Origin of the sequence: Aeromonas sp. R7-1 (assembly GCF_040908115.1) — a bacterium.
GTDB lineage: Bacteria > Pseudomonadota > Gammaproteobacteria > Enterobacterales > Aeromonadaceae > Aeromonas > Aeromonas caviae.
Genome location: NZ_JBFODD010000048.1, coordinates 33,495 through 60,142 on the forward strand (window position 1 = coordinate 33,495; position 26,648 = coordinate 60,142).

Annotated in this window: 21 protein-coding genes; 20 read left to right on the plus strand and 1 reads right to left on the minus strand. The window is 52.1% G+C overall.

From position 1 onward, the window contains the following. Positions 1 to 101 precede the first annotated feature (101 nt). The 15 genes from AB5Y51_RS12620 (at position 102) to AB5Y51_RS12690 (ending at position 20,074) form a co-directional block, all read left to right on the plus strand. Positions 102 to 1,619 (plus strand): hypothetical protein, encoded by a 1,518-nt coding sequence (locus AB5Y51_RS12620; RefSeq protein WP_368178536.1) that lies wholly within the window; start codon positions 102 to 104, stop codon positions 1,617 to 1,619. A gap of 16 nt (positions 1,620 to 1,635) precedes the next feature. Next, positions 1,636 to 3,000: a Coenzyme F420 hydrogenase/dehydrogenase, beta subunit C-terminal domain gene (locus AB5Y51_RS12625; protein ID WP_201888410.1), complete on the plus strand. Its 1,365-nt coding sequence runs from the start codon at positions 1,636 to 1,638 to the stop codon at positions 2,998 to 3,000. A gap of 50 nt (positions 3,001 to 3,050) precedes the next feature. Beyond that, on the plus strand, positions 3,051 to 4,229 hold the full coding sequence (locus AB5Y51_RS12630; protein WP_368178537.1) for a polysaccharide pyruvyl transferase family protein: 1,179 nt from the start codon (positions 3,051 to 3,053) through the stop codon (positions 4,227 to 4,229). Next, positions 4,213 to 5,058 carry a glycosyltransferase family 2 protein gene (locus AB5Y51_RS12635; protein ID WP_368178538.1) on the plus strand — a complete coding sequence of 282 codons (846 nt, stop codon included), beginning with the start codon at positions 4,213 to 4,215 and terminating at the stop codon, positions 5,056 to 5,058. The genes AB5Y51_RS12630 and AB5Y51_RS12635 overlap by 17 nt, the downstream gene beginning before the upstream one ends. Then, positions 5,051 to 6,214 (plus strand): hypothetical protein, encoded by a 1,164-nt coding sequence (locus AB5Y51_RS12640; protein ID WP_368178539.1) that lies wholly within the window; start codon positions 5,051 to 5,053, stop codon positions 6,212 to 6,214. The genes AB5Y51_RS12635 and AB5Y51_RS12640 overlap by 8 nt, the downstream gene beginning before the upstream one ends. Continuing rightward, complete coding sequence (locus AB5Y51_RS12645; RefSeq protein ID WP_368178540.1) at positions 6,211 to 7,143, plus strand: glycosyltransferase family 2 protein; 933 nt, start codon at positions 6,211 to 6,213, stop codon at positions 7,141 to 7,143. The genes AB5Y51_RS12640 and AB5Y51_RS12645 overlap by 4 nt, the downstream gene beginning before the upstream one ends. A gap of 119 nt (positions 7,144 to 7,262) precedes the next feature. After that, on the plus strand, positions 7,263 to 8,159 hold the full coding sequence (locus AB5Y51_RS12650) for a glycosyltransferase (RefSeq protein WP_368178541.1): 897 nt from the start codon (positions 7,263 to 7,265) through the stop codon (positions 8,157 to 8,159). A gap of 16 nt (positions 8,160 to 8,175) precedes the next feature. Beyond that, positions 8,176 to 9,147, plus strand: a complete 972-nt coding sequence (locus AB5Y51_RS12655) for an NAD-dependent epimerase/dehydratase family protein (protein ID WP_368178542.1) — start codon at positions 8,176 to 8,178, stop codon at positions 9,145 to 9,147. Then, a complete protein-coding gene (locus tag AB5Y51_RS12660) occupies positions 9,141 to 9,698 on the plus strand; it encodes a sugar transferase (RefSeq protein ID WP_201888403.1) in 558 nt (185 codons plus the stop codon). Before AB5Y51_RS12655 ends, AB5Y51_RS12660 begins: the two co-directional genes overlap by 7 nt. A 59-nt stretch (positions 9,699 to 9,757) precedes the next feature. Continuing rightward, positions 9,758 to 11,719: a nucleoside-diphosphate sugar epimerase/dehydratase gene (locus AB5Y51_RS12665; RefSeq protein WP_201888402.1), complete on the plus strand. Its 1,962-nt coding sequence runs from the start codon at positions 9,758 to 9,760 to the stop codon at positions 11,717 to 11,719. A gap of 326 nt (positions 11,720 to 12,045) precedes the next feature. Then, complete coding sequence (locus AB5Y51_RS12670) at positions 12,046 to 12,219, plus strand: dTDP-4-dehydrorhamnose 3,5-epimerase family protein (protein WP_368178543.1); 174 nt, start codon at positions 12,046 to 12,048, stop codon at positions 12,217 to 12,219. Beyond that, a complete protein-coding gene (locus tag AB5Y51_RS12675) occupies positions 12,216 to 13,304 on the plus strand; it encodes an LPS O-antigen chain length determinant protein WzzB (RefSeq protein ID WP_368178544.1) in 1,089 nt (362 codons plus the stop codon). Before AB5Y51_RS12670 ends, AB5Y51_RS12675 begins: the two co-directional genes overlap by 4 nt. Positions 13,305 to 13,452: 148 nt before the next feature. Then, complete coding sequence (locus AB5Y51_RS12680; RefSeq protein WP_368178545.1) at positions 13,453 to 15,102, plus strand: Wzy polymerase domain-containing protein; 1,650 nt, start codon at positions 13,453 to 13,455, stop codon at positions 15,100 to 15,102. A 263-nt stretch (positions 15,103 to 15,365) separates the two neighbouring features. Next, on the plus strand, positions 15,366 to 16,019 hold the full coding sequence (locus AB5Y51_RS12685; protein ID WP_039040218.1) for a YceH family protein: 654 nt from the start codon (positions 15,366 to 15,368) through the stop codon (positions 16,017 to 16,019). A 218-nt stretch (positions 16,020 to 16,237) separates the two neighbouring features. Beyond that, entirely contained in the window at positions 16,238 to 20,074 is a 3,837-nt protein-coding gene (locus tag AB5Y51_RS12690; RefSeq protein ID WP_368178546.1) for a DEAD/DEAH box helicase, read from the plus strand. 81 nt (positions 20,075 to 20,155) lie between these two features. Here the strand turns inward: AB5Y51_RS12690 and AB5Y51_RS12695 are convergent, their stop codons facing one another. Continuing rightward, on the minus strand, positions 20,156 to 21,049 hold the full coding sequence (locus AB5Y51_RS12695) for a DNA replication terminus site-binding protein (RefSeq protein WP_039040220.1): 894 nt from the start codon (positions 21,047 to 21,049) through the stop codon (positions 20,156 to 20,158). 531 nt (positions 21,050 to 21,580) lie between these two features. Between AB5Y51_RS12695 and AB5Y51_RS12700 the strand changes: the two genes are divergently transcribed. The 5 genes from AB5Y51_RS12700 (at position 21,581) to AB5Y51_RS12720 (ending at position 26,617) form a co-directional block, all read left to right on the plus strand. Continuing rightward, positions 21,581 to 21,790 (plus strand): DUF1127 domain-containing protein, encoded by a 210-nt coding sequence (locus tag AB5Y51_RS12700; RefSeq protein ID WP_010675316.1) that lies wholly within the window; start codon positions 21,581 to 21,583, stop codon positions 21,788 to 21,790. A gap of 269 nt (positions 21,791 to 22,059) precedes the next feature. Then, complete coding sequence (astE, locus tag AB5Y51_RS12705; protein WP_048207984.1) at positions 22,060 to 23,079, plus strand: succinylglutamate desuccinylase; 1,020 nt, start codon at positions 22,060 to 22,062, stop codon at positions 23,077 to 23,079. Between the two features lie 271 nt (positions 23,080 to 23,350). Beyond that, the gene (gene pdhA, locus AB5Y51_RS12710; RefSeq protein WP_319903967.1) at positions 23,351 to 24,439 is read left to right on the plus strand and encodes a pyruvate dehydrogenase (acetyl-transferring) E1 component subunit alpha; all 1,089 of its coding nucleotides are present in this window, start codon (positions 23,351 to 23,353) and stop codon (positions 24,437 to 24,439) included. Further along, positions 24,436 to 25,422 carry an alpha-ketoacid dehydrogenase subunit beta gene (locus AB5Y51_RS12715; RefSeq protein WP_010675313.1) on the plus strand — a complete coding sequence of 329 codons (987 nt, stop codon included), beginning with the start codon at positions 24,436 to 24,438 and terminating at the stop codon, positions 25,420 to 25,422. The genes pdhA and AB5Y51_RS12715 overlap by 4 nt, the downstream gene beginning before the upstream one ends. A 94-nt stretch (positions 25,423 to 25,516) precedes the next feature. Further along, complete coding sequence (locus tag AB5Y51_RS12720) at positions 25,517 to 26,617, plus strand: dihydrolipoamide acetyltransferase family protein (RefSeq protein ID WP_201969354.1); 1,101 nt, start codon at positions 25,517 to 25,519, stop codon at positions 26,615 to 26,617. The last annotated feature ends 31 nt before the right edge of the window (positions 26,618 to 26,648 follow it).

Consider the following 26,648-nt stretch of genomic DNA (forward strand, 5'->3'; position numbering starts at 1 on the left):
CTTGATGTCAATAAGATAAAGCAAGCCATGTGAGTTTTTATTATGTGAATACGGGGTGGCTATTGATAAAAACACTCTTGCCAATATAAAAGTTGGAATGAATGACGAACTCAAATAACAATCGACGTATTTTTAAGAATACACTGTTCCTTTATTTTAGAATGCTGTTAACCCTCGGAGTGACGCTATACACCTCGCGAGTGGTCCTCAACAATTTGGGGGTAGAGGATTTTGGCATTTATAACGTAGTCGGTGGGGTTGTAACCATGATGGCGTTTTTAAGTGGTGCAATGTCTTCTGCCTCTCAACGCTTTTTGGCGTTTGAATTGGGGAAAAATAACCTTGAGCAGTTAGCCAAGGTGTTTAAGATGAGCTTAAACATTCATTGGTTGATTATGCTCATTGTTATTTTGGTGGCGCAAACTTTGGGGTTGTGGTTTATCAATACTGAATTGGTGATCCCGCCAGACCGCTTAGCTGCCGCTAATTGGGTTTTTCAGTGCGCCTTATTCTCATTTAGCTGTACTGTGTTGGGAGTACCCTATAACGCAGCGATTATCGCTCATGAGAAGATGAGTGCGTTTGCTTATATTAGCATTGTCGATGTATTGCTTAAATTAACAGTGGTTACCCTATTAGCGGCATACGATGGAGACAAGCTGCAACTATATGCGTTGTTGCTGGCCGCGGTAAGTCTGTTGACCTTGATTTGTTATTATGCCTATGCCCGCTGGCAGTTCACGGTAACTAGATTCAGTTGGTATTGGAATACCAGTTTATTTAAAACCTTGTTTAGTTATACCGGTTGGAATTTATTTGGTAATGTAGCAGCAGTAGCAACTAACCAAGGAATTAACATTTTACTGAATCTATTTTTTGGTGCAACGGTCAATGCAGCGAGAGCAATTGCTTTCCAAGTTAACAGTGCTGTTACCGGTTTTGTAAGTAGCTTACAGATGTCAATTAATCCTCAGATCATCAAGTCATATGCTACTGACAACCATAATTATATGTTGCAACTGGTCTTTTCTGGGGCTAGATATTGTTTCTTTTTATTATATTTCTTGTCTGTTCCATTTTTGTTACAGGCGGAGACAATATTAAACATCTGGCTAGGTGTGTTACCTGATCATTCAGCTATGTTTTGTCGTTTAGTTATAATTGATTCATTAATTATCTCATTATCTGGTACATTAATGACTGCATTTCAAGCGACCGGAAGAATAAAATCATACCAGATGGTCGTCGGAGGGTTAATACTGTGTAACTTACCTTTGTCATACCTGTTCTTAAGCTTGGGGTATAATGCACAAGTGACAATGTGGATCAGCATCATAGTATCTCTTGTGGCCTTGTTTGTTCGTGTTTTTTTACTGTCCAGAGTCTTTCCTGGGGTGTTGGCTAAGTTTAAGGGTTTATTTTATAAAGTCATAACAGTTTTCGGGTTCTCCTTGTCTTTAGCAAATATGATTCCAGCCATGTATGAAAATATCATTATAAACTTTGTCGTTAGCTGTATATTACATTGGCTTGTGATTGTTTTATTTATACTTACAATAGGCATTGATGGCCAAGAACGAAAATTTGTTTTTAATAAGATTAAAAATATTCTAAATTAATTAGGTGGGTGAATGAATGAATAGCAATGCTATGATAAAAGCTGTGGTCGAAAATGATATGTGTATCGGTTGTGGTATGTGTGCGACACAATGTAAGACCGGCGCTATTAGAATGAAGATGAATGACTTCGGTTTTTATAATGCAAATGTTAATGATTTGCAAGAGGTAGATGAAAATGCTATCAAAGTTTGCCCATTTAATCCTAAGCCAGATGACAAAGTTAAAACGGAAAATGAAATTTCCGAATTGTTTTTAACCCAAGCTAATAATCAACATAATAAAATAGGTCGTTATATTAGTACCTATGCAGGTTATTCAGTTGATCATCGTTTAACTTCGTCCTCTGGTGGTATTGCCACTTACACGTTAACGGAATTAATGCGCCGTGGTGAAGTTCAGCATGTAATTTCCGTCAAAACTGGACAAGCGACGGAGCATTATCAATATGCTATTATCAGTTCAATTGCTGAGTTAGGTGATTCTGCCAAGACTAAATATTATCCAGTTACTCTTGCTGATGCGCTTAAGGACATAGGAAAATTAAATGGTAAGGTTGCTATTGTTGGGGTAGCATGCTTCATTAAAGCCATTCGTCTTGCGCAATTTTACGATCCTGTTTTTAATGATAAAGTTGGTTTTATCATAGGTATTATTTGTGGGGGAGTAAAAAGTGCTTTCTTTGCGGAATATTTAGCCAGTAAAGCTGGTGTTTCAGTAAATGACTTTAGTAAGCCTGAATTCAGAATTAAAGACCGTCACAGTACCGCTTCAGATTATGCATATGGTTGTTTAGATAGAAATAACAGCCAACACACTATTAAAATGCGTGATGTTGGCGATATGTGGGGTACTGGTTTATTTAAAGCTAACGCTTGTGATTTCTGTGATGATGTGACAACAGAGCTAGCCGATTTATCTGTTGGTGATGCTTGGTTAGAGCCATATGTACGAGATGGTCGTGGACATAATGTACTCGTAACGCGTTCATTACTAGCGGATGATATCATTAAATCTGGCATGATCGATGGTGCTTTAGTGATAGAAGTGTTGGCTGAAAGTACATTTTTAGCTTCACAGCAAGGTAGTTATAATCATCGACATGATGGTTTGTCGTATAGAATAAAATATGGTAGAACTGATAAAGGTGCCATACCACCCAAAAGATTTAACAAAAAACTAGTATCTCCATTGTTGATGTTAATTCAATCTTTACGGATGAACTCTCGCAGAAAGAGTCTAGAAATCTGGAAAAAAGAAAAATCGGCATCAGTTTTTGATACTAGAATGAAAAAACACTTGTTTATTTTAAGTCTTTTTACAAAGTTAAATCATTATCAGCGGGCTATAAGACGAAGAATTAATAGGATTGTAAGTTTTTAATTTAACTCATTATAGGTATTAAATTAATCACAATATAGTGTGAGGTTTAAGTGTTGAATAATAAAAAAGTTGGATTGTTAAATTTCCACTATTCAGATCATAACTACGGTGCCGTATTGCAAGCTGCCGCATTGGCCGATATCGTGACGCAACTTGGCTATAACGCAGAGCATATTAATTTCATACCTGCAAAAATCGAGCAGAAAAAAACACTGCGCCAACAATTGGTCGCTGTGCTTGCGGCGTTAGGGATTAAGTCACTTCTCAAGCGTCTATTGGGTAAAAAGGTCTACATAAAACCTCATGTTATCGGAAGTGAAGTATTTGAACAATTTCGCATAACCTGGATTCCACGCAGTGCTCAAACGTACAGCTCCGCAACCCAGCTAAATGCGATCGGTTCGATCTACGCTGCTGTAGTGGTTGGTAGTGATCAGGTATGGCGGCCGAATATGTTTGTAAACAAGCATCAGGATGTTGACGCCTACTTTTTGTCATTCTTACCTGATTCTGTCACTCGTGTTTCTTATGCTGCCAGTTTTGGTGTTGATAAATGGGAAGAAACAAGTGACTCTATACTGAGTGACCGTGTTCGTAAGGCGATGACCAAGTTCAATGCGATCTCGGTTCGTGAGCAAACTGGAGTAGCTATTTGCCGTGATCATTTTGGTGTGACTGCTCAACACGTTCTTGATCCTACGCTATTAAACGGCGTAGAATTTTTTGAACAGATAATAGTAAAGGCAGGTGTTAGCAAGCAAAATGAAAATGTGGTTTATTACAAACTGGATGTTGATACCACATTCATTCGCGCTATCAAACATATCGGGGATATTCTTCAAGCTCCGACCGAAGATATTTACTACCAAATGAGTGAGGCAGGTTATCGTTTTATCCCTGTCGCTGACTGGTTAGCCAAAATTCGTGACAGCAAGTTTGTCGTCACAGATTCGTTTCACTGTGTATGCTTGGCAATTTTATTTAATAAAGAATTCATCTGTTTTGCCAATAAAGATCGTGGTCTTACGCGTTTGCAAAGTCTGCTGGCAAGTTTAGGGATTGAAGGGCGTCTGTGTGATGAACAGCAATCACTCTCTTCATTCTTTGCTGGGTGTCAACCTATCGATTATCACAACGTTAACACTAGACTCGCCGAGTTGCGTATTGATTCACTGGCGTTTTTGAAAGATACACTTGAGTTGAGTAATACTAATGAAAACCAACGTTGATAGTGAAATCATGCTCTCGGTAATCATTCCAACGTGTAATCGTAATAATACTTTGCCAAGAGCGATATATTCGGTATTGAGTCAAAATGTGACAGGCCTAGAAGTTATCGTTGTAAATGACACTGATACTCCTGTTTCAAATGAAATACTTAATATTGCAAAATCATATCCGTTAACTTTTGCCACTAATCCTGGCAAGCATGGTGCGGCAGGTACACGTAATTATGGTGTAAGTATCGCTAAAGGTAAATACATCACTTTTCTAGATGATGATGATATATATTTGCCAGGCAGACTTAACAATATGTTGAAGGTCGTTCAAAGTGGTAACTATGTTATAGTTTCTTCTGGGAGGATCATTGAATATGACGATTTCAAAAGAATAAGTATACCGAAACATCAACTGTTTGGCGAAGTCGGTTTTAAGGATGTATTATTTGGTAACGATATAGATATTGGGTTTATGATCTCAAGAGATACTTTTTGTTCTTTGGGGGGGTTTGATACTAATTTAAATTCATTAGAGGATTGGGATTTTATTTTACGAGCGCTCAGTGATAGAAAAGGTTATAAAATTCAAAGGTTTGATTATGTTGTCAATAGGACGGCTGGTTTTACTAGAGTTTCTGCGCGTGAGTCAGAAGGTTATATTGAACTATCGAAAAAATGGAGAGACAGTACTAGTTTAAGCTGGTTATCATTTATGATATCGACCTCTTTGAGGCTTTCAAAGAAACTAACATTAATTAGTGCTTTAAAGCTATCATTAAAGTTTGCTAGTTTAATTCCTTTAAAGCAATATTTAAGTGTGAAAGTGAAAAATGATTAAGTATTTGGTGTTAAATCCATTTTTTATTATTTCTTTTTCCTTTAGCTTTTCTTACTTACTTTATCTTTTGCCATTTTCCGATAAATATTACGAGCTTGATTTGACCGGTTTATATCCTGGTTTGTATTTTATTTTTTTGAATTTTATATTTGGTTATTTATGGTCTAAATTTAAACTAAGCACTTTAGCTAAGATTGATATGTCAAGTATTTCTGTTTTTTCAAAAAAAACAAATTACTTAGGTTATATTGTTTCTTTTTTAATTTTGATAGAGTTGTTATTATATGGATTTCCTATTTTAGGGCAGATTGATTATACTGAATTTGGGGCACCGATTATTCATGTTGCATTGGTTTCATCAATGCTTGTTTTATCAATTGTTTCAAGTTTGCTTTATTCTAACAATAAAAATTTAAAGTGGTGGGTTTTTATATCCTTAGTTATTTCTTTTTTGATTCTAAATAGATTTTTAATTTTATTTGTATGTGTTTCAACAGTGTTTGTTTATCTGAGTTTGTCGAAGGTCCGCGCAAAAAATATAATTCTAGTATTATTGTTTCTTATTGCTTTTGTTTATATTTTTGGCTTGTTGGGGACATGGAGAATGTCAAACATTATGGATGTACCCTATTCGCAGGCACAAGACTATATCTTGACTGCTGGTCATGCTTCAGAACAATTTAAAAATACAGGCTTACCTGTTAGTGTGTTCTGGTTTTGGATATATATAACATCACCAATATCTAACTTCATATTGAATATATATGAAAATCAAACAGGAGACATTGCAAACATATTTAATGTTATATCTTTTGAATTGTTACCCCAGACTATTTCAAAACACCTCGGCGATTATCCGATAAATGTCTTATTATTATCTGAGAATTTAAATGTATCCTCCGCAATAACTCCAGTTTATGTTTCTCTGGGTTATTTTGGTATAACCATTTATACATTGTACTACACTAGTATTTATTTTGTTGTTGCAATGTCATTGCGTGGAATTTTCAGAAATATCACGGTAATATTGTTATCTACACTTTCTTTGTTCATGATCTTCTTTAATATTATTATTATGCCAATTTTTATTTTTTCGTTAGCAGTTGTTGTTTTAATTTCGTTAAAATACTCTGGTTTATTGCGTGGTGCTAGATGAATATCGCTATATTACTTGCTACATACAACGGTTCAAAATTTATTGAGGCGCAAATAGAATCGATTATCGCTAATGATAATTTCAATCTTATAAGCAAAATTATTGTTACAGACGATGGCTCTACCGATAACACAGTTGAGTTAGTTAAAAAGTACAAAAACGTACTGCTTATAGAAAATACGTCAACAGAACATGGACCATCAGCAAACTTTTTTAATGGGCTTAAGTATTGTAATGGTATGGACTACGTTTTTTTTTGTGACCAAGATGATATTTGGTTTAATAATAAAATATCTATTTTTGTTGAGAACATTCCAAAGTTGAAAAAGGATTTTCCTGGAGTAGTCTATTCTAATTTAGAATTAATCGATTCAACAGGGAGGTATATAGGGAGGACATTTTTTGAGAATGAGTCAATTCCTTATAATTGGAGTTGCAAGATCAATAATCTATATCTGCAGAATTGTGCACCAGGCTGTTCGATGTTAATTAATAGTGCTGCTGTTAATAGGGTTGTTGATACTTACTCAAATAAGATCGTAATGCACGATTGGTGGGTTTTATTATTTGCATCATTATATAAAAATGTAGTTGTTATTCCTGTGTGTACAGCAGGATACAGGCAACATGATAGCAATGCTGTAGGGGCAACTAAAAAGCTATCACTATTGTCAATTCCAAGCATGTTTACAAAAAGTAGAAATAATCTGAAGAAAGTGGTTCTTCAATTAAATTTATTTGAAAGGTCTTTATCGGTTGATGAAATTAAGATGCTTACACCAAAAGAAATTAAAATTATGAAATATATAGTTTCGCTCAATAAAACAGCCACCCTTATGTCTAGGATTAAATTGATTTTTTGTGTTACTAGATATAAATCCTCTATTATTAGAGATATCGTTACTCGCCTTTTTTTTATTAATATCTGATGCCCATGATTACTGGAGGAGGTAGAAACGTTAAGAGTCCATAACTATCATTCATACTTACAGAGAACTTGGTGTTAAGTTATGTATTTTTAATATATAACAATTAGAGTAATTAATACGTGATAAATAATAAGACACTAATTTTGCTTGCTGCATACAATGGCTTTAGTTCGATAGAAGAGCAACTAGACACCATTATTCAACAAGCTAATGCAACCATCGATGTAGTGATTAGTATTGATTTAAGTGATGATGATACCTTTGCGATTTGTAGTGCTTATGCAAAGAAAAACACTAATGTTAGGTTGCTGCCTTATGGTGAACGTTTTGGTGGTGCTGGAAAAAATTTTTATCGCCTACTAAAAGATGCAGAGTTAAGTGACTATGACTATATCGCCTTTAGTGATCAGGATGATGTTTGGCCAGAGAATAAATTGACCAAGGCTATCGAAAAACTTCAACTATATGATTTTTATTCTGCGAATGTTACCGCTTTTTGGGAAGGTGGTCGTGAAGTATTGATTGATAAAGCGCAACCGCAGAGAGAATGGGATTTTTTATTTGAAGCCGCCGGCCCGGGGTGTACCTACGTATTTAAGCGTAAAGTTGCAATTGAATTTAAAGCATGGCTGCTAGAACGATATCACCAAGTTTGTGATGATATTGCATTGCACGACTGGTTACTTTATGCATTTGCTCGCAGCCAGGGTTATAGCTGGTTTATCGATCCCAATCCAATGATGTTGTATCGACAACATGCTAATAATCAGGTCGGAACAAATAACAGCTTTGGAGCGGCTAAAAAACGGCTGCATATGATAAAAAGTAAGTGGTACCGTAAACAATGTACCAAGATATCTGAGCAGCTGGAGTTGCATCATTTTCCTATTGTCAAGTATGGTTTAAATAAAGGGTATGCTGGTAACTTATATTTGCTTTTTCATATCAATCAACTAAGACGTAGGCTGCGTGATCGAATTGCACTGTCGATTGCCTTATTATTTAATCTGTTTTGAATGATAGAGAACATTAATGATTCTACTAACAGGTGCCACCGGGTTTGTGGGTAATGCAGTATTAAAGCAGCTAGCGCAGCAACCAGAAGTGGCAATCCGAACTTATGGTCGCCGTGCACCGGCTGGGGTGAACGATAACCGTGCTGCCGTTACCTGTCCTCAACTGATGAGTCATGTGATGGGTGAGATTAGTGCTGCGGCGGATTATGCTCCGGCTTTGGTTGATGTTGAGGTGGTCATTCATTGTGCTGCGCAGGCACATATCAATAAAAATGCGACGAACCGCCAGAAAGAGTTTAACCATGTAAATTGTGATAGTACGTTGAAATTGGCGCGTCAAGCGATAGCGGCTGGTGTTAAGCGGTTTGTGTTTATTAGCTCAATCGGTGTTAACGGTAGCCATAATCAACAAGGGCCATTCAAGTATGATGATGTTGCTGCCCCTTGGGATGAATATACCCAATCAAAATATGCTGCAGAGTTGGGATTGCATCAGATAGCTAAAGATACTGGTCTTGAAGTGGTCATCATTCGTCCACCACTGGTCTATGGTGCTAATGCCCCAGGAAATTTTGGTAAGTTGACTCAAGCTGTAAGGTATGGTCAATGGTTACCACTTGGGGCAGTTCATAATCAGCGAAGTTTTGTTGCGTTGGATAATTTAGTTGATCTAATCATTACCTGTATTGATAACCCTAACGCTGTCAATCAGATATTTTTGGTCAGCGATGATGAGGATATCTCTACCACTCGACTGCTTGAGATGATGACTCGGGCTGCGGATAAATCGTCTCGTTTATTACCGGTACCAGTGAGTTTGTTACGACTGGTTGGTAAGCTAACGGGTAAGCAGGCGGTGATTGAGCGATTGTGTGGTAACCTACAGGTTGATATCAGCCATACTAAGGCAACATTGGGCTGGCAGCCGCCGATATCTGTGGAGGACGGGGTTAAACGCTGTTTTATTGAGGATAAAGAAGAATGTTAATTCGAACGCTTGATTTTTGTGCGGCTTTTTTTGGGTTGTTATTTCTTGGGCCTATTTTATTGGTCGTTACTCTGATTGGCCTGTTTGATACTGGTTCGCCCATTTTTATACAAGAGCGGGTTGGGCGTTACAAGAAACCATTTAAATTGATAAAATTTCGTACTATGTCAATCGATACCCAGTCGGTGGCGAGTCACTTAGCTAGCACAAGTTCCATCACCAAGCTTGGTGCGTTTTTACGCAAAACGAAAATTGATGAACTACCACAGCTTATCAATGTGCTTAAAGGGGAGATGAGCTTGGTTGGGCCGCGTCCTAATCTCTTTAATCAGGAGGAACTGATTAAAGAACGTGATGCATTGGGTGTGTATGAGGTACTACCTGGTATTACCGGTTTAGCACAGGTTAAAAATATCGATATGTCAACTCCGGCGTTGCTTGCCAAAACAGATCGGCAGATGATAGATACCCTGACGCTAGCATGCTACTTCCGCTACATCATTATGACTGCAACCGGTAGCGGTGCTGGTGATGCTGTTGGGTCTAAGTAGTGTTACCATGAGTTGTTCTGTCTGATCTTCTTCACCGTTGTTAACTAAATGGTGCCATTATGTTGAATTACTTCTTGGCTATTCCACGAGTTTATAAGCAGGCTGTTAGTATTTTTGTAGATTTATTATTACTCTGCTTGGCGTTTTGGGGAAGTTATTGGGTAAGGCTGGATGCCAATATTCCATTGCAGAGCTTATCGCATTGGCAAATGCTTACATTTTTGCTGCCAATTACCATTCTCGTATTTATGCGGTTAGGGCTTTATCGCGCGGTATTACGATATGTTGGTTTCAAGGTGTTGTGGACAGTATCTCTCGGTGTTCTCCTCTCCACCATGTCGTTGGTCATGCTGGCGTTTTTTATGGAGGTTCCGCTTCCTAGAACGGTATCGGTCATCTATTTTGCTTTTTCGGTATTGCTGGTTGGGGGGGCTAGACTGTTCTTTCGCGCACTGGTAGTTCGTGGTAAGCAACAACGAGTGGCTGTGCTGATATATGGCGCAGGCTCTTCTGGACGGCAGTTGCAATTAGCATTGAATCAAGGGCAAGAGTACTTGCCTGTGGCCTTTGTCGATGATGATCCTGCTTTGGTCAAAGCAGTGATCCAGGGAATAAACGTTTACAGTGCTGATTCTATTGAAAAGTTAATTGAAAATTTTGATATTAAGAAAATATTACTAGCCATGCCGAGTGCTCCGCGTAGTGTCAGGCAAATGGTGATCAATCGATTAGAGCAGTGCCCATGCGAAGTACTGTCAATTCCTGGTATGGCTGACTTGGTTGAGGGGCATGCTCATATCGACGAGCTGAAAGAGGTCAGCATTGAGGATTTGTTGGGGCGTGATGCGGTTGCTCCGATCCCTGAGTTGATCAATGCCAATATATCTGGTAAGCGGGTGATGGTGACGGGAGCGGGCGGCTCTATCGGCTCTGAATTGTGCCGTCAGATAATTCGTTGCAAGCCCGCGAAATTGGTGTTGTTTGAGTTGTCTGAATATGGTTTGTATGCCATTGATAAAGAGCTGCAAGAAATCAGTCAGCAAGAAGGGTTGCAGGTTGAGATCGAGCCATTGCTGGGGTCGGTGCAGCGGCAACATCGTTTGCAAGCGGTGATGAGTACCTTCCAGATCCAGACGGTTTACCATGCTGCGGCTTACAAGCATGTCCCCCTTGTTGAATACAACGTAGTTGAAGGCGTGCGCAATAATGTCTTTGGTACACTCTATTGCGCACAGGCGGCGATCAGAGCCAAGGTTGAAACCTTTGTGTTGATTTCGACTGATAAGGCTGTTCGGCCCACCAATACGATGGGTACCACCAAGCGATTGGCTGAACTTGTATTGCAATCCTTGGCTGCAGAACAAAGCCAAACTCGTTTCTGTATGGTGCGTTTTGGTAACGTGTTGGGCTCTTCAGGGTCAGTTGTGCCGCTGTTCCGCAAGCAAATCCGTGATGGTGGTCCCTTAACCTTGACCCATCCCGACATCATTCGTTATTTCATGACAATTCCTGAAGCATCGCAGCTGGTTATTCAGGCTGGTGCTATGGGGCTTGGAGGGGATGTCTTCGTCTTGGACATGGGGGAGCCGGTCAAAATCATTGATTTGGCGCACCGTATGATCCGCTTGAGTGGTCTTAAGCTTAAAAGCGATAAGTTCCCTGCCGGGGATATTGAGGTGAAGATAACGGGTTTACGTCCCGGCGAGAAGTTGTTTGAAGAGCTGCTTATTGGTGAACAGGTTGAAGGTACTGCACATCCTCGGATCATGAAAGCATCTGAGTTGATGATACCATGGTCACAACTGCGATCTTTTTTAGCCGCACTGGATGACGCTTGTTTCCGCTTTGATCATGAGCAGATCCGTCACCTGTTATTAAGCATGCCTACCGGATTTAACCCAACAGATGAAATCTGTGATCTGGTATGGAAAGCAAAAATGATGCTGCATAATGATCCGCACTTGGTAGTAGTCGATGAAATTGATTTCTTAGATTCAGAAACTCATCAACCAGTTCATTAACATTCTTGGCTGGAAGTTATCAGTCATGGCTGTCTACATAACAATAATTGAAACTATTTGTAGCCCAATATTAAGGTCCTTATCTGGCCTATATAATAACGACCTTATTTTGCCTATAAAATGTAGATTTGTTCGCTTGACCACACCAACTTTTATGCTGGTTGAAAAAATAAACACCTAGTACGATCTTCGATATGGTTGTTGAGATCCGTGATGGGCCGCTTTGTTGTCAATGGGTTGACAGGGTATTATTAGAGGAGGACTGGAGGATGTTGATCCCGCCAGGTTTTGCCCACGATTTATATGTTCAGAGCTAATGGGCCCAGGTGCTCTACAAATGCACCGATTATTACGCTCCCGAGCTGGAAGCGTCCCTTCACTGGTCGGATCCGACACTGGCTATTGAGTGGCCCCTCATGGACAATGTGCCATTACGCTTGTCGGAGAAAGACCGTCACGCCCCTCTCTGGCAATCACCTCATCTTCAGGGCCCGATATGAACAAACAAGTATTCGATAATTCAGACAGTCAGTTGCCCCAGGGTTGGCAAGCTTCTTCCGGTGATGAAATCGATCTGCGTGAGCTGATCCTGGTGCTGTGGCGCCAGAAAATACTGATCCTGCTGGTCGCAGGCGTCTTTGCCGCAGCAGGTATCGCCTATGCCCTGCTGGCCCCCCAGGTCTGGGTCAGCCAGGCCGAGATCAAGTCGCCCACCCTCAAGGAGGTGGAGTCCCTCGAGCTCAACATCAACCAGCTGGTCAATGCTCAGGTACCGGTGGCGGCTTTTACTGCCTTTGACAAGAAGGCGCTCTATGGCGACTTCGTCAACAACTTCAACAGCTTCAACAACAAGCGCCAGTTCCTGCAAGAAAGGGGTTACCTGGATGCCGAGGCCGCGCAGGCCGACGTCACAGACCCCAAAGGCAAGCGGCTGCTGCTCAAGAAGATGGCCGAGGGGATCAGCGCCAAGGCACCGGACAAATTGCGTGAAGAGGTGACGCTCTCCTTTGCCGCGGCCACGGCGGGGGAGGCCAAATCCCGGCTGGAGCAGTACATCGCCTTTATCCAGCATCAGGAGTCGGCGGCCAAGGGCAAGGAGCTGGATACCATCTGGCAGAACCGCATCAAGACGCTGCAGACCCAGTTCGAGAGTGCCAAGGCCGATACCCTCAAGCAGTTGCAAGACGATATTCTGCGTACCGAATATGGTCTGCGCATTACACAGGCGGCCGGGCTGGAGGCGCCGGTGCAGAATCTGCAGGAGCAGGGGAGCCTTCCCATCGATCTGGGGGCGCGCGCCCTCGCCGAGAAGCTCAAGATCCTCAAGGAGATCAAGAACCCCGAGTTCCTCAACCCGGCGCTGAGCGACCTGCGCCTGCAGTTGGGCAGCCTTCAGGCCATCAAGCTTGAAGCACAGCCCTTCCAGTCGTTCGCCTATCTGGCTTCGCCGAGTGAACCCCTGAGCCGCGAGCAGCCCAAGCGCCCTCTGGTCGTGGTGCTGGCTACCCTGCTCGGTGGCATGCTGGGGGTGGGCATCGTGCTGGTGCGCCATGCGTTTCGCCGACCGGAATCGGCACAAGGATGATTGAAGTGAACAAGGGGGGCTCTGCCCCCCTTCATGTATGGCGTGTCGGAAGAAAACGAGCATGAGCATGACACAACAGGGAGCAGTGACGGTGACGTCGACGACAGGGATATTGGGGGTTGTCAGCCTCCTTTACTGGTTGCTTGGCATGCATTTTTTCATGCACAACCCGGGCGGGGCAGGGCTCTATCTGCCGTTCAATGCCTGGGGTTGGATCTTCGCCAGCCTGGTGATGGCGCTGGGGCTGTGGCATGTGACCCTCAGCCAGCGACTGGTGGTCTCGCCGCTGCTGACGGCCCAGTGGCTGGGGGGCCTCTTGTTGTTGCTGCCCATGGCCTATCCGGGATTCGAGCTCCAGGACTATGCCATTCCCCGGCTGCTGGGGCTGTTTGCCGGCCTGCTGTTTCTGGCAAGCCTCTATCAGTGGCGATTCGGCCGCGAGGGGCGAGACAGGCTGCTCTATCTGCTGCTGGGGGCCGTCGCCATCGAAGCGCTGCTCGGCCTGGTGCAGTATTACCTGCTGGTGCCGGGCAACTGGATTGGGTACGACACCCAGACCAACCGCCCCTATGGCATCTTCCAGCAACCCAACGTGATGGCGAGCTTCATGGCGACCGGCCTGTCACTGGCCATCTGGCTGGAGCTGCGCGGTGATGCCAACCCCTGGCTCAAGGGGCTGCGCTATGGGGTGATCCTGGCCACTTCTCTGCTGCTGGTGGTCCTGCAATCGCGGGTCGGGCAACTGGGCGGCGTGATGGCTCTCTTGCTGCTGTCCGCCCAGCTGGGGCGTGAGCGGCGGCTGGGCCGGATGCTCGCGCTGGTGGCCCTGGGCATTCTGCTTGGGCTGGCCTCGCAATACCTGATGACCGGAGCCAGACGAGGGCTGGAGATCTACCAGTCCGGTGGCATGCGCTCCATCTACTGGCCCTACGCCGCCAAGCTGATTGCCAAGATGCCCTGGACCGGTTGGGGTTATGGCAGCTTCGAGTCGGTGTTTCTCCATCACTACATGGCCGACAAGGCGCTGAACCCGGCCATGGTGCAGATTGAGTACAACCTGGATCACCCCCACAACGAGTTTCTCTACTGGGCGGTTGAAGGGGGTCTGGCACCCATGCTGGGCATGGTGCTGATGGGCGGGGCCCTGCTGTGGCGTTTGAGTCGGGCGGGCTGGGTCAAGGGCGCCGCCTTGTTTGCGCTGGTGACCCCCATCTTGCTGCACACCCAGACCGAGTACCCCTTCTACCACGCCATCGCCCTGTGGTGGGCGCTGCTGCTGCTCCTGTATGCGATGGATGCGGAGGTGGAGGAGCAAGGCCACGGTAACTGGCGCGACCATCTGTGCCGCCCCTGGTTGCTGCTGCGCTTCATGGCCATCGCCATTCCCCTGATCGTCATCCCCTTCATGCTGACCGCCCTGCATACCGCCTGGGTGGTGACCAAGTATGAGCGGGGCGGTTACAAGCAGCCTGCGCTCCTGCTCGACATCGTCAACCCCATGGCCTGGCTGACCCGGGTGGAGTTCGACGTGAACGCGGTGCGCCTCATGGTCGGTCTGCAGGCCAACAACAAGGCGGAGCTTGAAGCGTACCTTGACTGGGGGCAGGCCTTCGTGCGCCATACCCCGAGGGCCAACATCTACGCCAACATGGTGATCGCCCTCAATGCCCTGGGGCGCACGGCGGAGGCGGACAACCTGCGGGCAAGCGCCCTGATGCTCTATCCGGGTGAGCCTTTGCTCACCGTGTCGGCCGCAAGAAAGGTGGCCGCGACCCTGGAGCGCAAGCCCTCTTCGTGAGGGCCGTTTCAATCTGTCTACCATCACGGCCGCCTTTGCGGCCGTGATGGTTTTTGTGCCCGCCTCGTTGGAGGGGGAGGGGGCTGGTTGCCAAAGAGGTTCCCGGCCATCCGTTCACCTCGCCCGCGCACCGCGGCCGTTTTGCTGTACAAGGTTGCAGCAAGGGTTTCATCGGCTCGCAAAAATGGGGTTATCTGCTGGACGGCGCAAGCGCCTTGGCTAAGATAACCGTCTTAACGTCTTGTTTGGCAAGGGAGTATGACATGGAGATAGTACTAGGCCCATTAGAGGCCCGCGTGATCGGCTGCCTGATTGAGAAAGAGATCTGCACGCCGGATCAGTACCCTCTCTCGCTCAATGCACTGGTCAATGCCTGCAACCAGAAGAGCAACCGGGAACCCGTGCTGGAGCTCGCCGAGCTGGATATTCGTGCCGTGATCGACGAGCTGATCCGCCGCCGTCTGGTGGTCAATACCGCCGGTTTCAACGCCAGGGTGCCCCGCTATCAGCATCGTTTCTGCAATACCGAGTTCGGCGAGCTGAAGTTCTCGGCCCAGGAGCTCGGCATTATCTGCGAACTCTTGCTGCGTGGTCCGCAGACCCCGGGTGAGCTGCGTTCGCGCACCAACCGGCTGTGCAGCTTTGACGATGTGACCGAGGTGGATGCGGTGCTGGCCACCCTCATCGAGCGGGGGCCCTATGTGGTCAAGCTGCCCCGTGAGCCGGGCAAGCGGGAATCCCGCTACGCGCACCTGTTCAGTGGCGAGGTGGATCTGCAGGCGCTGGCCGACGCGGCGCCTGCTGGCAACCTTGTGTCACCGGCGGCAGACAGACTGGCGGCGCTCGAAGAAGAGGTCGAGCACCTCAAGGGGCAGTTGCAGGGGCTGGAAGCCCGTCTGGCCCGGCTGGAAGGCTGAGCCAACAATCCGTTTCCAGAAGGCGCTGCGGCGCCTTTTTTGATGACCGCGCCCCTCCTGTGGCCCGTTGCCCGGTGGCAGGGACGAGTGCCCTGTCAGCCCTGTCGCTCGTGTACCCATCAAAGGCGCCAGCTTTTTTGCACTATTTCGCGCTTAAGGGTCGAGCCGCCGCCGCTTTCCCGTTAAAATTCCGCCTTTGCACTTGCCCGTGAGTTCTGATGTCAGCCTTCACCCTCTCTTCAGATTGCCATGCCCTGCTGTGCGAGCTGCAATTGCAGCGCGCCGCCAGCACTCGTTACCTGCAAGACACCCTCTATGCCCCGGGCGCACCCGGGCGTGCGCTGCTCGATACCCTCGATCAGTTGCAGCAGTGGGGGCTTGTCCGTCAACGAACGGAGCAGCAGTGGAGTCTGACGGCAGAGGGAACCCTGACCCTGATCCTGGCGGTGCGTGCGGGGGAGTGCCCCATGCCGCAGTGGTCCCGCATCCCCTCGGTCACGGGCCTGGAGCGGGCACAGGAGGTGGTGCGCGAGCTCTGTCTGGGAGACGCGGGGCAGATCCCGGCCTATTACCAGAGTGCCGAACTCCTGAGCCTCCTGGATCTCCCCGATGCTCCCCGCCTGCTGGCAGGCTCCAGCCCCGCCTGGCAGGCCCTGCTGCTCGAGCACTTCGCCCTGCAGGCCCTGCTTGACGCAGAGCCTGACGAGGGCTGGCCGCTGGCAACGCTGGTTGCCTCCTGCTCCCCGGCGCTCTCTGGCCAGATCCAGGCTCGCGCCCGCGAATGGGAGTGGCTCTGCGGCCCCTTTGGCGGAGAGGTAACCACTCACTGGCCTGCGCTGCAACAACTGGCGCAGCAAGGGGATGAGCAACCCCTGGCCGAGCGGCTGCTGGGGGCGCTTGGCCAGTGGCAGGGGCAAGAGGCGTCGCCCTGGCCCCGGATGTTCAGCGCTCTGCTCTGGCTCGGCTGGTTGCAACAGGCAGATCCGGTGCAGGGGAGCGAGCAGCGCAAGAAGTGGCAGCGCAGTCTGGGCCATCATTCCCCCCTGCTGGCCGATCTGCTGGGGCAGTGGGCCGGAGATCGCCACGGCCAGGCGGTCGGCCTGTTCGATACCCTGCAACTGCCGCTGGAGGAGCTCCACTGGGGTTACCTCTGGCTCGATCTCTGCGCCCTGGCGCGCCACGGCGAGCAGAGCCCCCAGGTGACCATCTTGCACAAGTGGGACCTCTCCCACGTGCTGGGCGCCGAGCCCCGGCATCGACTGATGGCCTTCTGCCAGGATCTGCTGCGACTCCTGCTGGGCCGGGAAGCCGCCCATTGGCCCCTGCGCGCGCTGCGTCCTGCTCAAGGGGAGGAAGAGGATGCCACCGAGGAGGAAGGCAAGGCCCCCGCCTCGGCAAGCTGGCTCAACTGGCTGCAGGGGTTGGGACGCTCGAGCGGGGTACGCAAGCCCCAGGAGCGGCTGGTCTGGCTGCTCCACGCAGAGGGGCCTGAGCTTGAGTGCAAGATCCAGAAGCAGAGCACCAAGGGGGAGTGGACCGCCGGGCGAAGGGTCGATCCGGCCCTGCTTTCCACCCAGTACGCCAGTCTGCTGGACGAGGCGGACTGGGCACTGGTGCGCACCCTGCCGCGCAACATGGGCAAGCTGCCCCGGGATGCCTGGGTGCCCCTGGCAAACCATCCTCGCCTCTTCAATGCCAAGGGGCAGAAGCTGCAACTGGCCGTCAGCGCCCCCCTGCTGCAACTGGTACAGAGCGGGGAGGGCATGAGTGCCAGACTACATCCTGCTCCCGCCGCCCGCGGTGCGCACATCGTCCCTCTGGCTCAGGATTTGTGGCAGCTTATTCTGACACCGCAGGCACTGCTGGACAGATTACCGGCCCTGGAGGCCATTCCGGCATTGCCGCCGGCCGGGCTCGAGGAGCTGCAACGCACGCTGGATGCGATCCCCGATCTCCCCTGGCACAGCCAGGTGGCGGGGCTCAGAGGCAACGCCGAGCTGGCCCCCTGGCCCGGCGTTCCCTCCGTCCTGCTCGACTGGCAGGAGGGGCAGCTCGTGGTCCAGCTGGTGACCCGGGAGGGGGACCTGCCTCCCTTGCCTCTGGGCAAGGGGGAGGCCATCGTGCGCCAGGGTATCCGGGAGTATCACTACTGGCAGCGGGATCTGGCTGCCGAGAAGGACGATGCCCAACGCCTTCGCAACCAGTTGCCCATCGGCCTGCCCGGCAACGAGTGGAAGCTGGACGGGGAGCAGGCGCTCACCCTGGTCAACGCCCTGCCCGAGCTGGTGGACGCCGGTGTGGTAGTGCACTGGCACCAGGACAGCGCCCGCCTCAAGAGCCTTGATGAGGCAGCCCTGAGCCTGCGCATCGAGCGGCGTCAGGACTGGTTCCAGGTGGAGGGGGCGCTCTCGCTGGACGAGCACCAGATCCTCGATCTTCGCCTCATCCTGCGCCAGCTGACCCCGGGCCAGCGCACGGTGCAGCTCGACGAGAAGACCAGCCTGATGCTGAGCGACAAGCTGGTGGAACGCCTCACCGTGCTCGGCGCCATGCTGGACAACGAGCAGCGCATCAACAACAAGCTGGCCTATCCGCTGGCCCGCCTGCTCTCCGTCATCACCACCGAGGGGGATGCCGCCTGGCAGAATCTCCAGCAGGAGTGGCAGCAGGAGGTGAGCTGTCCCCCTGAGCTGCTGACGGCGCTGCGGGACTATCAGAAGGAGGGGGTACGCTGGATGGCGACCCTGGCCCATCACGGCTTTGGCGCCTGTCTGGCCGATGACATGGGCCTGGGCAAGACCTTGCAGGCCCTCATCGTGTTGCGCATGCGCCAGCACCTGGGCCCGGCGCTGGTGGTGGTGCCCAAGTCAGTGGTCACCAACTGGCAGGAGGAGGTGGCCCGCTTTGCCCCCGAGCTCGAGGTGGTGGTGTTCGACCATCCCGCCGAGCGGGAGACCCTGATCCAGGGGGCCAGGGCCGGACAGATCGTCCTGGTCAACTACGGCATGCTCGGCAGTCTCTCCCAGGCGCTCAAGTCCCGCCGCTGGTCGAGCATGGTGCTGGACGAGGCACAGCAGATCAAGAATGCCGGTACCCAGCGCGCCAAGCTGCTGTTCCAGCTCGACGGGGATTTTCGCCTCGCCCTCTCCGGCACCCCCATCGAGAACCATCTGGGGGAGCTGTGGAGCCTGTTCAGCTTCATCAACCCCGGCCTGCTCGGGAGCCTCGGGGAGTTCAAGCGCCGCTTTGGCAAGGCGGTCAAGGATCCCCAGCACATGGCGATGCTGCGGGCGGTGATCAGCCCCTTCATCCTGCGCCGCCTCAAGCAACAGGTGCTGACGGAGCTGCCGGACAAGACCGAGATCATCCATCACATCAGCCTCTCCCCCGAGGAGCGTCAGCTCTACGAGGCGACCCGGCGCGAGGTGGTGCAGCAGGTGCAAAGTGCCGATGGCCGTGCCCTGATGCATGTGCTGAGCGGCCTGACCCGGCTGCGCCGACTCTGCTGCTCCCCCCAGCTGGTGATGCCGGAGTGGTCCCAGACCAGCAGCAAACTGGACGAGGCGATGGCGCTGCTGGACGAAGCCATCGATGGTGGCCACCGGGTGCTGGTGTTCAGCCAGTTTGTCGATCTGCTGAGCCTGCTGCGCAGCCGTATCGAACAGCGGCAGTGGGACTACTGCTATCTGGATGGGGGCTGCTCGGCCAAGTCCCGTCAGGAGTCCATCCTGCGTTTTCGCCACGAAGCGGTGCCACTTTTCCTCATCAGCCTCAAGGCGGGGGGCACGGGCCTCAACCTGACCCAGGCCGACACCGTGCTGCACCTCGATCCCTGGTGGAACCCGGCGGTGGAGGATCAGGCGAGCGATCGGGCACACCGCATGGGCCAGACCCAGCCGGTGACCGTCTATCGCCTGGTGTGCGAGCAGACGGTGGAGGAGAAGATAGTGGCGCTGCACGACGAGAAGCGGGCACTGGCCGACGGCCTCCTGAGCGGCCAGTCCGAGGTGAAGGGGCTGGATGTGGAGAGCCTGCGGGCACTGCTGATGAGCTGACGGCGATGGGCTGTCGCCCGATGTGACAAGGGGAGCATCCGTGATGCTCCCCTTGTCGTTTGTGGCGGTGCCGAGCCTGCGCTACCCCTGATAGAGGTAGAGGTGCAGCCGCTCTATGATGGGGTCACCGCCAATCTTGCGATCCCGGCGTGCCTGGCGCAGCTTGGGCGGGTAGTGGCCCAGATGGGTGACGGCCGGCTGGGTATCGGAGCAGAGCAGCAGGGGAAGGCTCGCCTTGATCTGCTGCTTGCGGGGCTCCCTGTCCTGCCAGAGCAGGTTGATCATGGGGTGGGTCTTGACCGGCCTGCGGATCCGCAGGGCGGCATCCGCCGGCAGGCGGCGAATGTCGTATACCTCCTGATCCACCATCTTGCTCCACTCTTCGTTGTCAAAGAGCGCCGGTACATATCGGCGGCTGCGCTCCAGCATCTCCAGTACCTGCTCCCGGCTGAGGCGGCTGATGCTCTGCTTGTCGGCCCAGGTGAAGCCCAGCGAATGCAGATCCCCCTGAAGCCAGGTCAGCTTGCGATAGACCTGCAGGGTGATGACACCGGGCAGGGCACCGTGCACCAGCTCGAACTTCTCGTCCCGCCCGCCCGCCGCCTGCACCATGGCCTTGAAGGCGAGCTTGTGCGCGTTGATCTCCTCGATGACGGGGGCCAGCTCCCTGGCGCAGGCGGCAGGAAAGCGCAGCCAGCCGGGCAGACGGTGGGTCGCCTTGGTGGAGCAGCCGGGGCGGGCGCTGTGGTCCTGAAAGGCGGCGAGGGTGGCGGCCAGGGCCGCCTCGCCAGAGAGATAGCCCACCTCGATGGCCTCGATGGGCTCATGCTCTTCCCCCTGGGCCACGGCCGGGAGGGGATAGACATGAGCCTCCAGCAGGTCGAGCTGGCCCAGTTGCCGGGCAAGGCGTGCCAGCGACGCCTCCAGCAGGGCCATCTGTTGACGCAGGGCGGCGGTGGGGGTAAAGGTGTCCATCGGCAGATCCTGTGTGTGTGCCGCTCCCCTGTTCAGCATGGTGTTGGGACAACGTGGGAAGGCAGCATGATAAACCACTGTATAAATAACCATACCAGTATGATGGCAGGGTGCCAAGTGTCCGGTGCCACCCTGACGATGGGGGTGACATGGGGGGCATCCGGTTCAGGTTGCCTGTTCGTATCTTTTTGTTAAATAACGATCTTGTTGCGATCTATTTGTTAACAAACCCTAGTGACCGAGAGTTTGCACCCTGCTGACTCACCGTCGTGCCGTGCATAGCTAGCGTGGGAAAGTGCATAGTTAGAAGTGGGTGGCGCAGGAGAAAATGCTGTCAGGCTGCCAGGGGGAAAGTTTCTGCATTATTTCATTTTAAAATCATATGGTTATGGTTATTGCCCTGGCGATATCAACCATTACTTTTACTAATGTCATGTATCAAAATTCGTCAATTGAGGCACCTCCCCGCCCTGACTAAGCTTTGCGCATCAAATCCGAGCCTTGCGCAGAACGAGAGAGAGGAGCCATATCATGGCCAACATGACTTATACCGAAGCCGGTTACCAGCATTCCAGCGAATCGAATCTGGTTGCTCGCGTCAAGATGACCGTCCTGACCTGGCTGGAACGCAGCCGCAGCCGTCGCCAGCTCTCCGAGCTGCCCGCCTACCTGCTCAAGGACATCGGTCTGAACGAAGCCGACCGCTATCAAGAGACCACCAAGCCGTTCTGGCGTGGTTGATCAGCCGGGCATGGATGCCTTGTTTTTCTGCTGATCCCAGGGGCATGCTGCCCACCCGTCTGCCGAAGGCATGCTGTCTTCACCTGCCGATACCCGTTCACCGCTTTCCCTCTCCCGTGTTTCCCCCCGCTTGATCCTGTTGCATGAGTTGTCACTCATTCTCGCCATTTTTGTATCCTTACTGTTTGAATTTGTTTAAAAACTGATTTTAAGCCCGGTTGCCTTGCGTATAATCCGGCCATGGCATTCCAGACTAAAGGGTGAGACGGATGATTCCCCAGCATGACTTTTTGGCCCTGACGCGCCGCCATGAGTGGCAGCTCGAGCCTTTCGCCTTCAATCTGACCGACGGTACCCGGGTGAGCGTGTGGGATACCGGCGTGATCTGCCTGGAACCCGCTTCCGAGGCGGGGCAACCCGGGCACAAGGACATCGTCCTCTCCTGCGGCATCCACGGCAACGAGACAGCCCCCATCGAGATCTGCAACCAGTTGCTGACCCGGTTGCTCGCAGAGGAGCTCAAGGTTCGTCACCGGGTGCTCTTCCTCTTTGGCAACCCCGCCGCCATGAACCAGGGGGTGAGGGAGGTGGAAGAGAACATGAACCGCCTCTTCTCGGGCGCCCACAGCAAGGGGGAGGGGCTGTGCAACCGGGAGCGCATCCGCGCCATGCGTCTGGAGCAGTATGTGAGCCGCTTCTTTGCCGACTCGGCCAGGCCCCGTTACCACTACGATCTCCATACCGCCATTCGCGGCTCGCGCCACGAGAAGTTTGCCGTCTATCCCTTTCCCCACGAACGCCCCCACTGTAAGGAGCAGGTACGTTTCCTCGGTGCCTGCGGCGTGCGCACCATACTGCTCTCGAGCGGCCCGACCACCACCTTCAGCTATTACAGCTCGCACCAGCACGGCGCCCATGCCTTTACGGTGGAGCTGGGCAAGGTGCGGCCCTTCGGTGAAAACGACATGACTCGCTTCATCGAGGTGCGCCAGACATTGCAGGAGCTGGTGACCCAGGATGAGGTGGCCCTCGAGCCATGGCGAGCCGATGACTTCACCCTTTTTGCCATAGATCGGGTGATCAACAAGCAGTCGGAGCAGTTCCGCTTCCTGTTTGCCAGCGATGTGGACAACTTCACCGAATTTCCCCAGGGTTTTGTGCTGGCAGAAGATGGGGATCGGCAATACAGGGTAGAGAAACCGCGGGAGGCGGTGGTCTTCCCCAACGCCAACGTGGCCATCGGGCAGCGCACCATGCTGCTGGTGGTACCCACCCGTTTGTGGGAGTGAATTGACGCCTTTTTGTCATGCTGATCCTGCGCCACGGGCGGTGGCAAGCAGCATGGCGGTGATGGGTATGATCCCGAACTCGATATGACAGGGAGCCTGAACAGGCTCCCTTCTTTGTTTATGCTCGCCGAAAATTCCGATTACCTTCGAAAATAAAAGAAGTTTCTACTGGTCTTACCTGGGTGAATCTCGTTGCCCTTTGGTTAACATGTTGTTTACATTTTAAATGTCACCTCATGGTGGTGACGCTGACAACGGCAAGGAGCCAGTTATGACCCATGTCGACATCCCCTTCCTTCGTTACCTCGATGAGGAGGGGCGCCCGGTCGCGACACTGCCGACCTGGCTGGACAAGGCGATGCTGCACACCTTCTACCGCAACATGGTGATGGTGCGCAGTTACGACAAGAAAGCGATAGCACTGCAGCGAACCGGCAAACTCGGCACCTTTCCCTCCCATCTCGGGGCGGAAGCGGTGGGGATCGGGGTCGGGCTCGCCATGCAGCCAGAGGATGTCTATGTGCCCTACTACCGGGACATGCCCACTCTCTACGTGAGGGGCGTGCCCATGGAGCAGAACCTGCAGTATTGGGGCGGCGATGAACGGGGCAGTCTCTTCTACAAGGCCGATGGCGAGTTGTCGGAAGACTTGCCCATCTGCGTTCCCATCGCCACCCAGATCACCCATGCTGCCGGCATCGCGGCCGCCTTCAAGCTGCGCAACCAGCCCAGGGTCGCCGTGGTGACCATCGGCGATGGCGGCACCTCCAAGGGAGACTTTCTCGAGGGGCTCAACTGTGCCGGTGTCTGGCATCTCCCCATGGTGATGATCATCAACAACAACCAGTGGGCCATCTCGGTGCCGCGCAAGTTGCAGTCGAGCGCGCCCACCCTGGCCCAGAAGGGCATAGGGGCCGGGGTGCGCAGCCTTCAGGTGGACGGCAATGACGTGGTGGCGGTCTATGAGGCGACCCGCGCCGCCGTCGAGCGGGCTCGCAGCGGCAAGGGGCCGACGCTCATCGAAGCCGTCAGCTACCGGCTCGGGGATCACACCACCGCCGATGATGCGACTCGCTATCGTGACGGCGCCGAGGTGGAAGCGGCCTGGGCCAGGGAACCGGTCAAGCGGCTGCGCCAGTTCATGTTTGAACGGGGCTGGTGGGACGAGCAGCAGGAACAGGCGCTGCTGGCAGAGGCGGGCCGGGAAGTGGAACGCGCCGTTGCCGCCTATGAGGCCATCACGCCCCAGGCGCCGGAGACCCTGCTCGATTACCAGTTTGCCGAGCTGCCGAAGGCCTATCTTGCCCAGCGCCAGCGCATCATCGCCAAGGGCATGCAGCAGAGCGGGGAGGGACTATGAGCGATATCACGCTGCTCGAAGCGATCAATCTGGCGTTGCACCACGAGATGGCACGCGATCCTGATGTGGTGGTACTGGGGGAGGATGTGGGGGTCAACGGCGGTGTGTTTCGCGCCACTGTGGGGCTTCGCGATAAATTCGGGTTCAAGCGGGTCATCGATACGCCGCTGGCCGAAGGACTCATCGCCGGGGTGGCGGTGGGCATGGCGACCCAGGGGCTCAAACCCGTGGCCGAATTCCAGTTCCAGGGCTTCATCTTCCCGGGCATGGAGCAGATCATCTGCCAGGCGGCACGGATGCGAAACCGGACCCGTGGCCGCGTCACCTGTCCCATCGTTTACCGCTCCCCCTACGGCGCCGGCATCCATTCACCCGAGCACCACAGCGAGAGCGTCGAGGCCCTGTTTGCCCATATCCCCGGGCTGCGGGTCGTGATCCCTTCGAGCCCGAAGCGGGCTTACGGCCTGCTGCTGTCGGCCATTCGGGATCCGGATCCCGTGATGTTCTTCGAGCCGGATCGCATCTATCGCTCCATGAAGTCGGATGTGGTGGATGACGGCGTCGGCCTGCCGCTGGATGTCTGCTTCACCCTGCGTCCCGGCCGGGACATCACTGTGGTGGCCTGGGGTGCCTGCATCCAGGAAGTCATGCGTGCGGCGCACCTGCTGGCGGAGCAGGACATCCAGTGCGAGGTGCTGGATCTTGCCACCATCAAACCCCTGGACATGGAGAGCATCCTGACCTCGGTACGCAAGACCGGGAGGCTGCTGGTGGTACACGAAGCCTGTGGCAGTTTCGGTGTGGGTGCCGAAATCGTGTCCCAGGTGACCGAAGAGGCGATGACTGCCCTCAAGGCGCCGCCAAGACGCCTCACCGGCGTGGATGCCGCCGTCCCCTACTATCGCAACGAGGAGTATTACCTCATCACCGAGCAGGAGATCGCGCAGGCGGCTCGGCAACTGATGGAGAACCAGTGGCTATGACGCACGACAGGTACGGATGCGCAAGTGCCAGGGCCACAGGGCTCCATGGTGTCTGTCAATGTTTGGTGATGTCCCAGCAGAGGGAGAGCAGGTCATGAAATTTTTCAAATTGCCGGATCTGGGCGAAGGACTGGCCGAGGCCGAGATCGTCGAGTGGAAGGTGAGCGCCGGTGATACGGTGCAGGTAGATCAGGTACTGCTGTCGGTGGAGACAGCCAAGGCGCTGGTGGATGTGCCCTCACCGGTGGCCGGGGTCATCGCCAGATTGTGCGGGCAGGAGGGGGACATCCTCCACATCGGGGCACCGCTGGTGGAGTTTGAAGGGGGCGAGGATGACGGCACCGTCGTTGGCAAGGTCAGCGCCCATCAGCAGCATATCGAGGATCATTTCGTGGTGGGGGCCATGGCGCCCGGCGGCACGCTGGTGCAAGCCATGCCAGCGGTCCGTCTGCTGGCGCAAAAACTGGGGCTGGACATCGACAAGGTCAAGGGAACCGGCAGCGCTGGCATGGTGACCGAGCAGGATGTGCAACAGGCGTTCGAGGCCCAGCAGGAGAGCGGCAACGAATTCCTGAAAGGCTCGCGCCGGGCCATGGCCAAGGCGATGGAGCTCTCGCACCGGACTGTGGTGCCGGTGAGCATCACCGACGAAGTGGACTTGCGCCACTGGCGCCCGGATGAAGATGTGACGGTGCGCCTCATCAAGGCGATCGGCGTGGCGTGTCGGGCCGAACCCTCCATGAACGCGTGGTTTGACGGAGAGACCCTGTCGCGGCGCCTGTTCAGGGAGGTCAACGTGGCCATTGCGGTCGACTCCAGACATGGGCTCTATGTGCCCGTGATGGAGAACGTGGCAGAGCGGGACCCGGCTGACATACGGCAGGGGCTGGATCGGATGATCGCCGATGTGAAGGCCCGTGCCGTGCCGCGGGAAATGCTGCAGGGGGCAACCATCACCCTCACCAACTTTGGCGCCATCGCCGGCCGTTACGCCAGCCCCATCGTCACACCACCCCAGGTGGCCATCATAGGAGCGGGCAAGTTGTTCGAGAAGGTGGTGTTCATCCACGGCGAGGCGCGCCCGGTGCGTGCACTTCCCCTGTCGATGACGTTTGACCACAGAGCCTGCACCGGTGGAGAGGCGGCTCGCTTCCTCAAAGCTCTGGTTCAGGCACTGGAGTCGGCACAGGTCTAAACCGCCGTACCCCGCTGCTGGCGGGGTACAA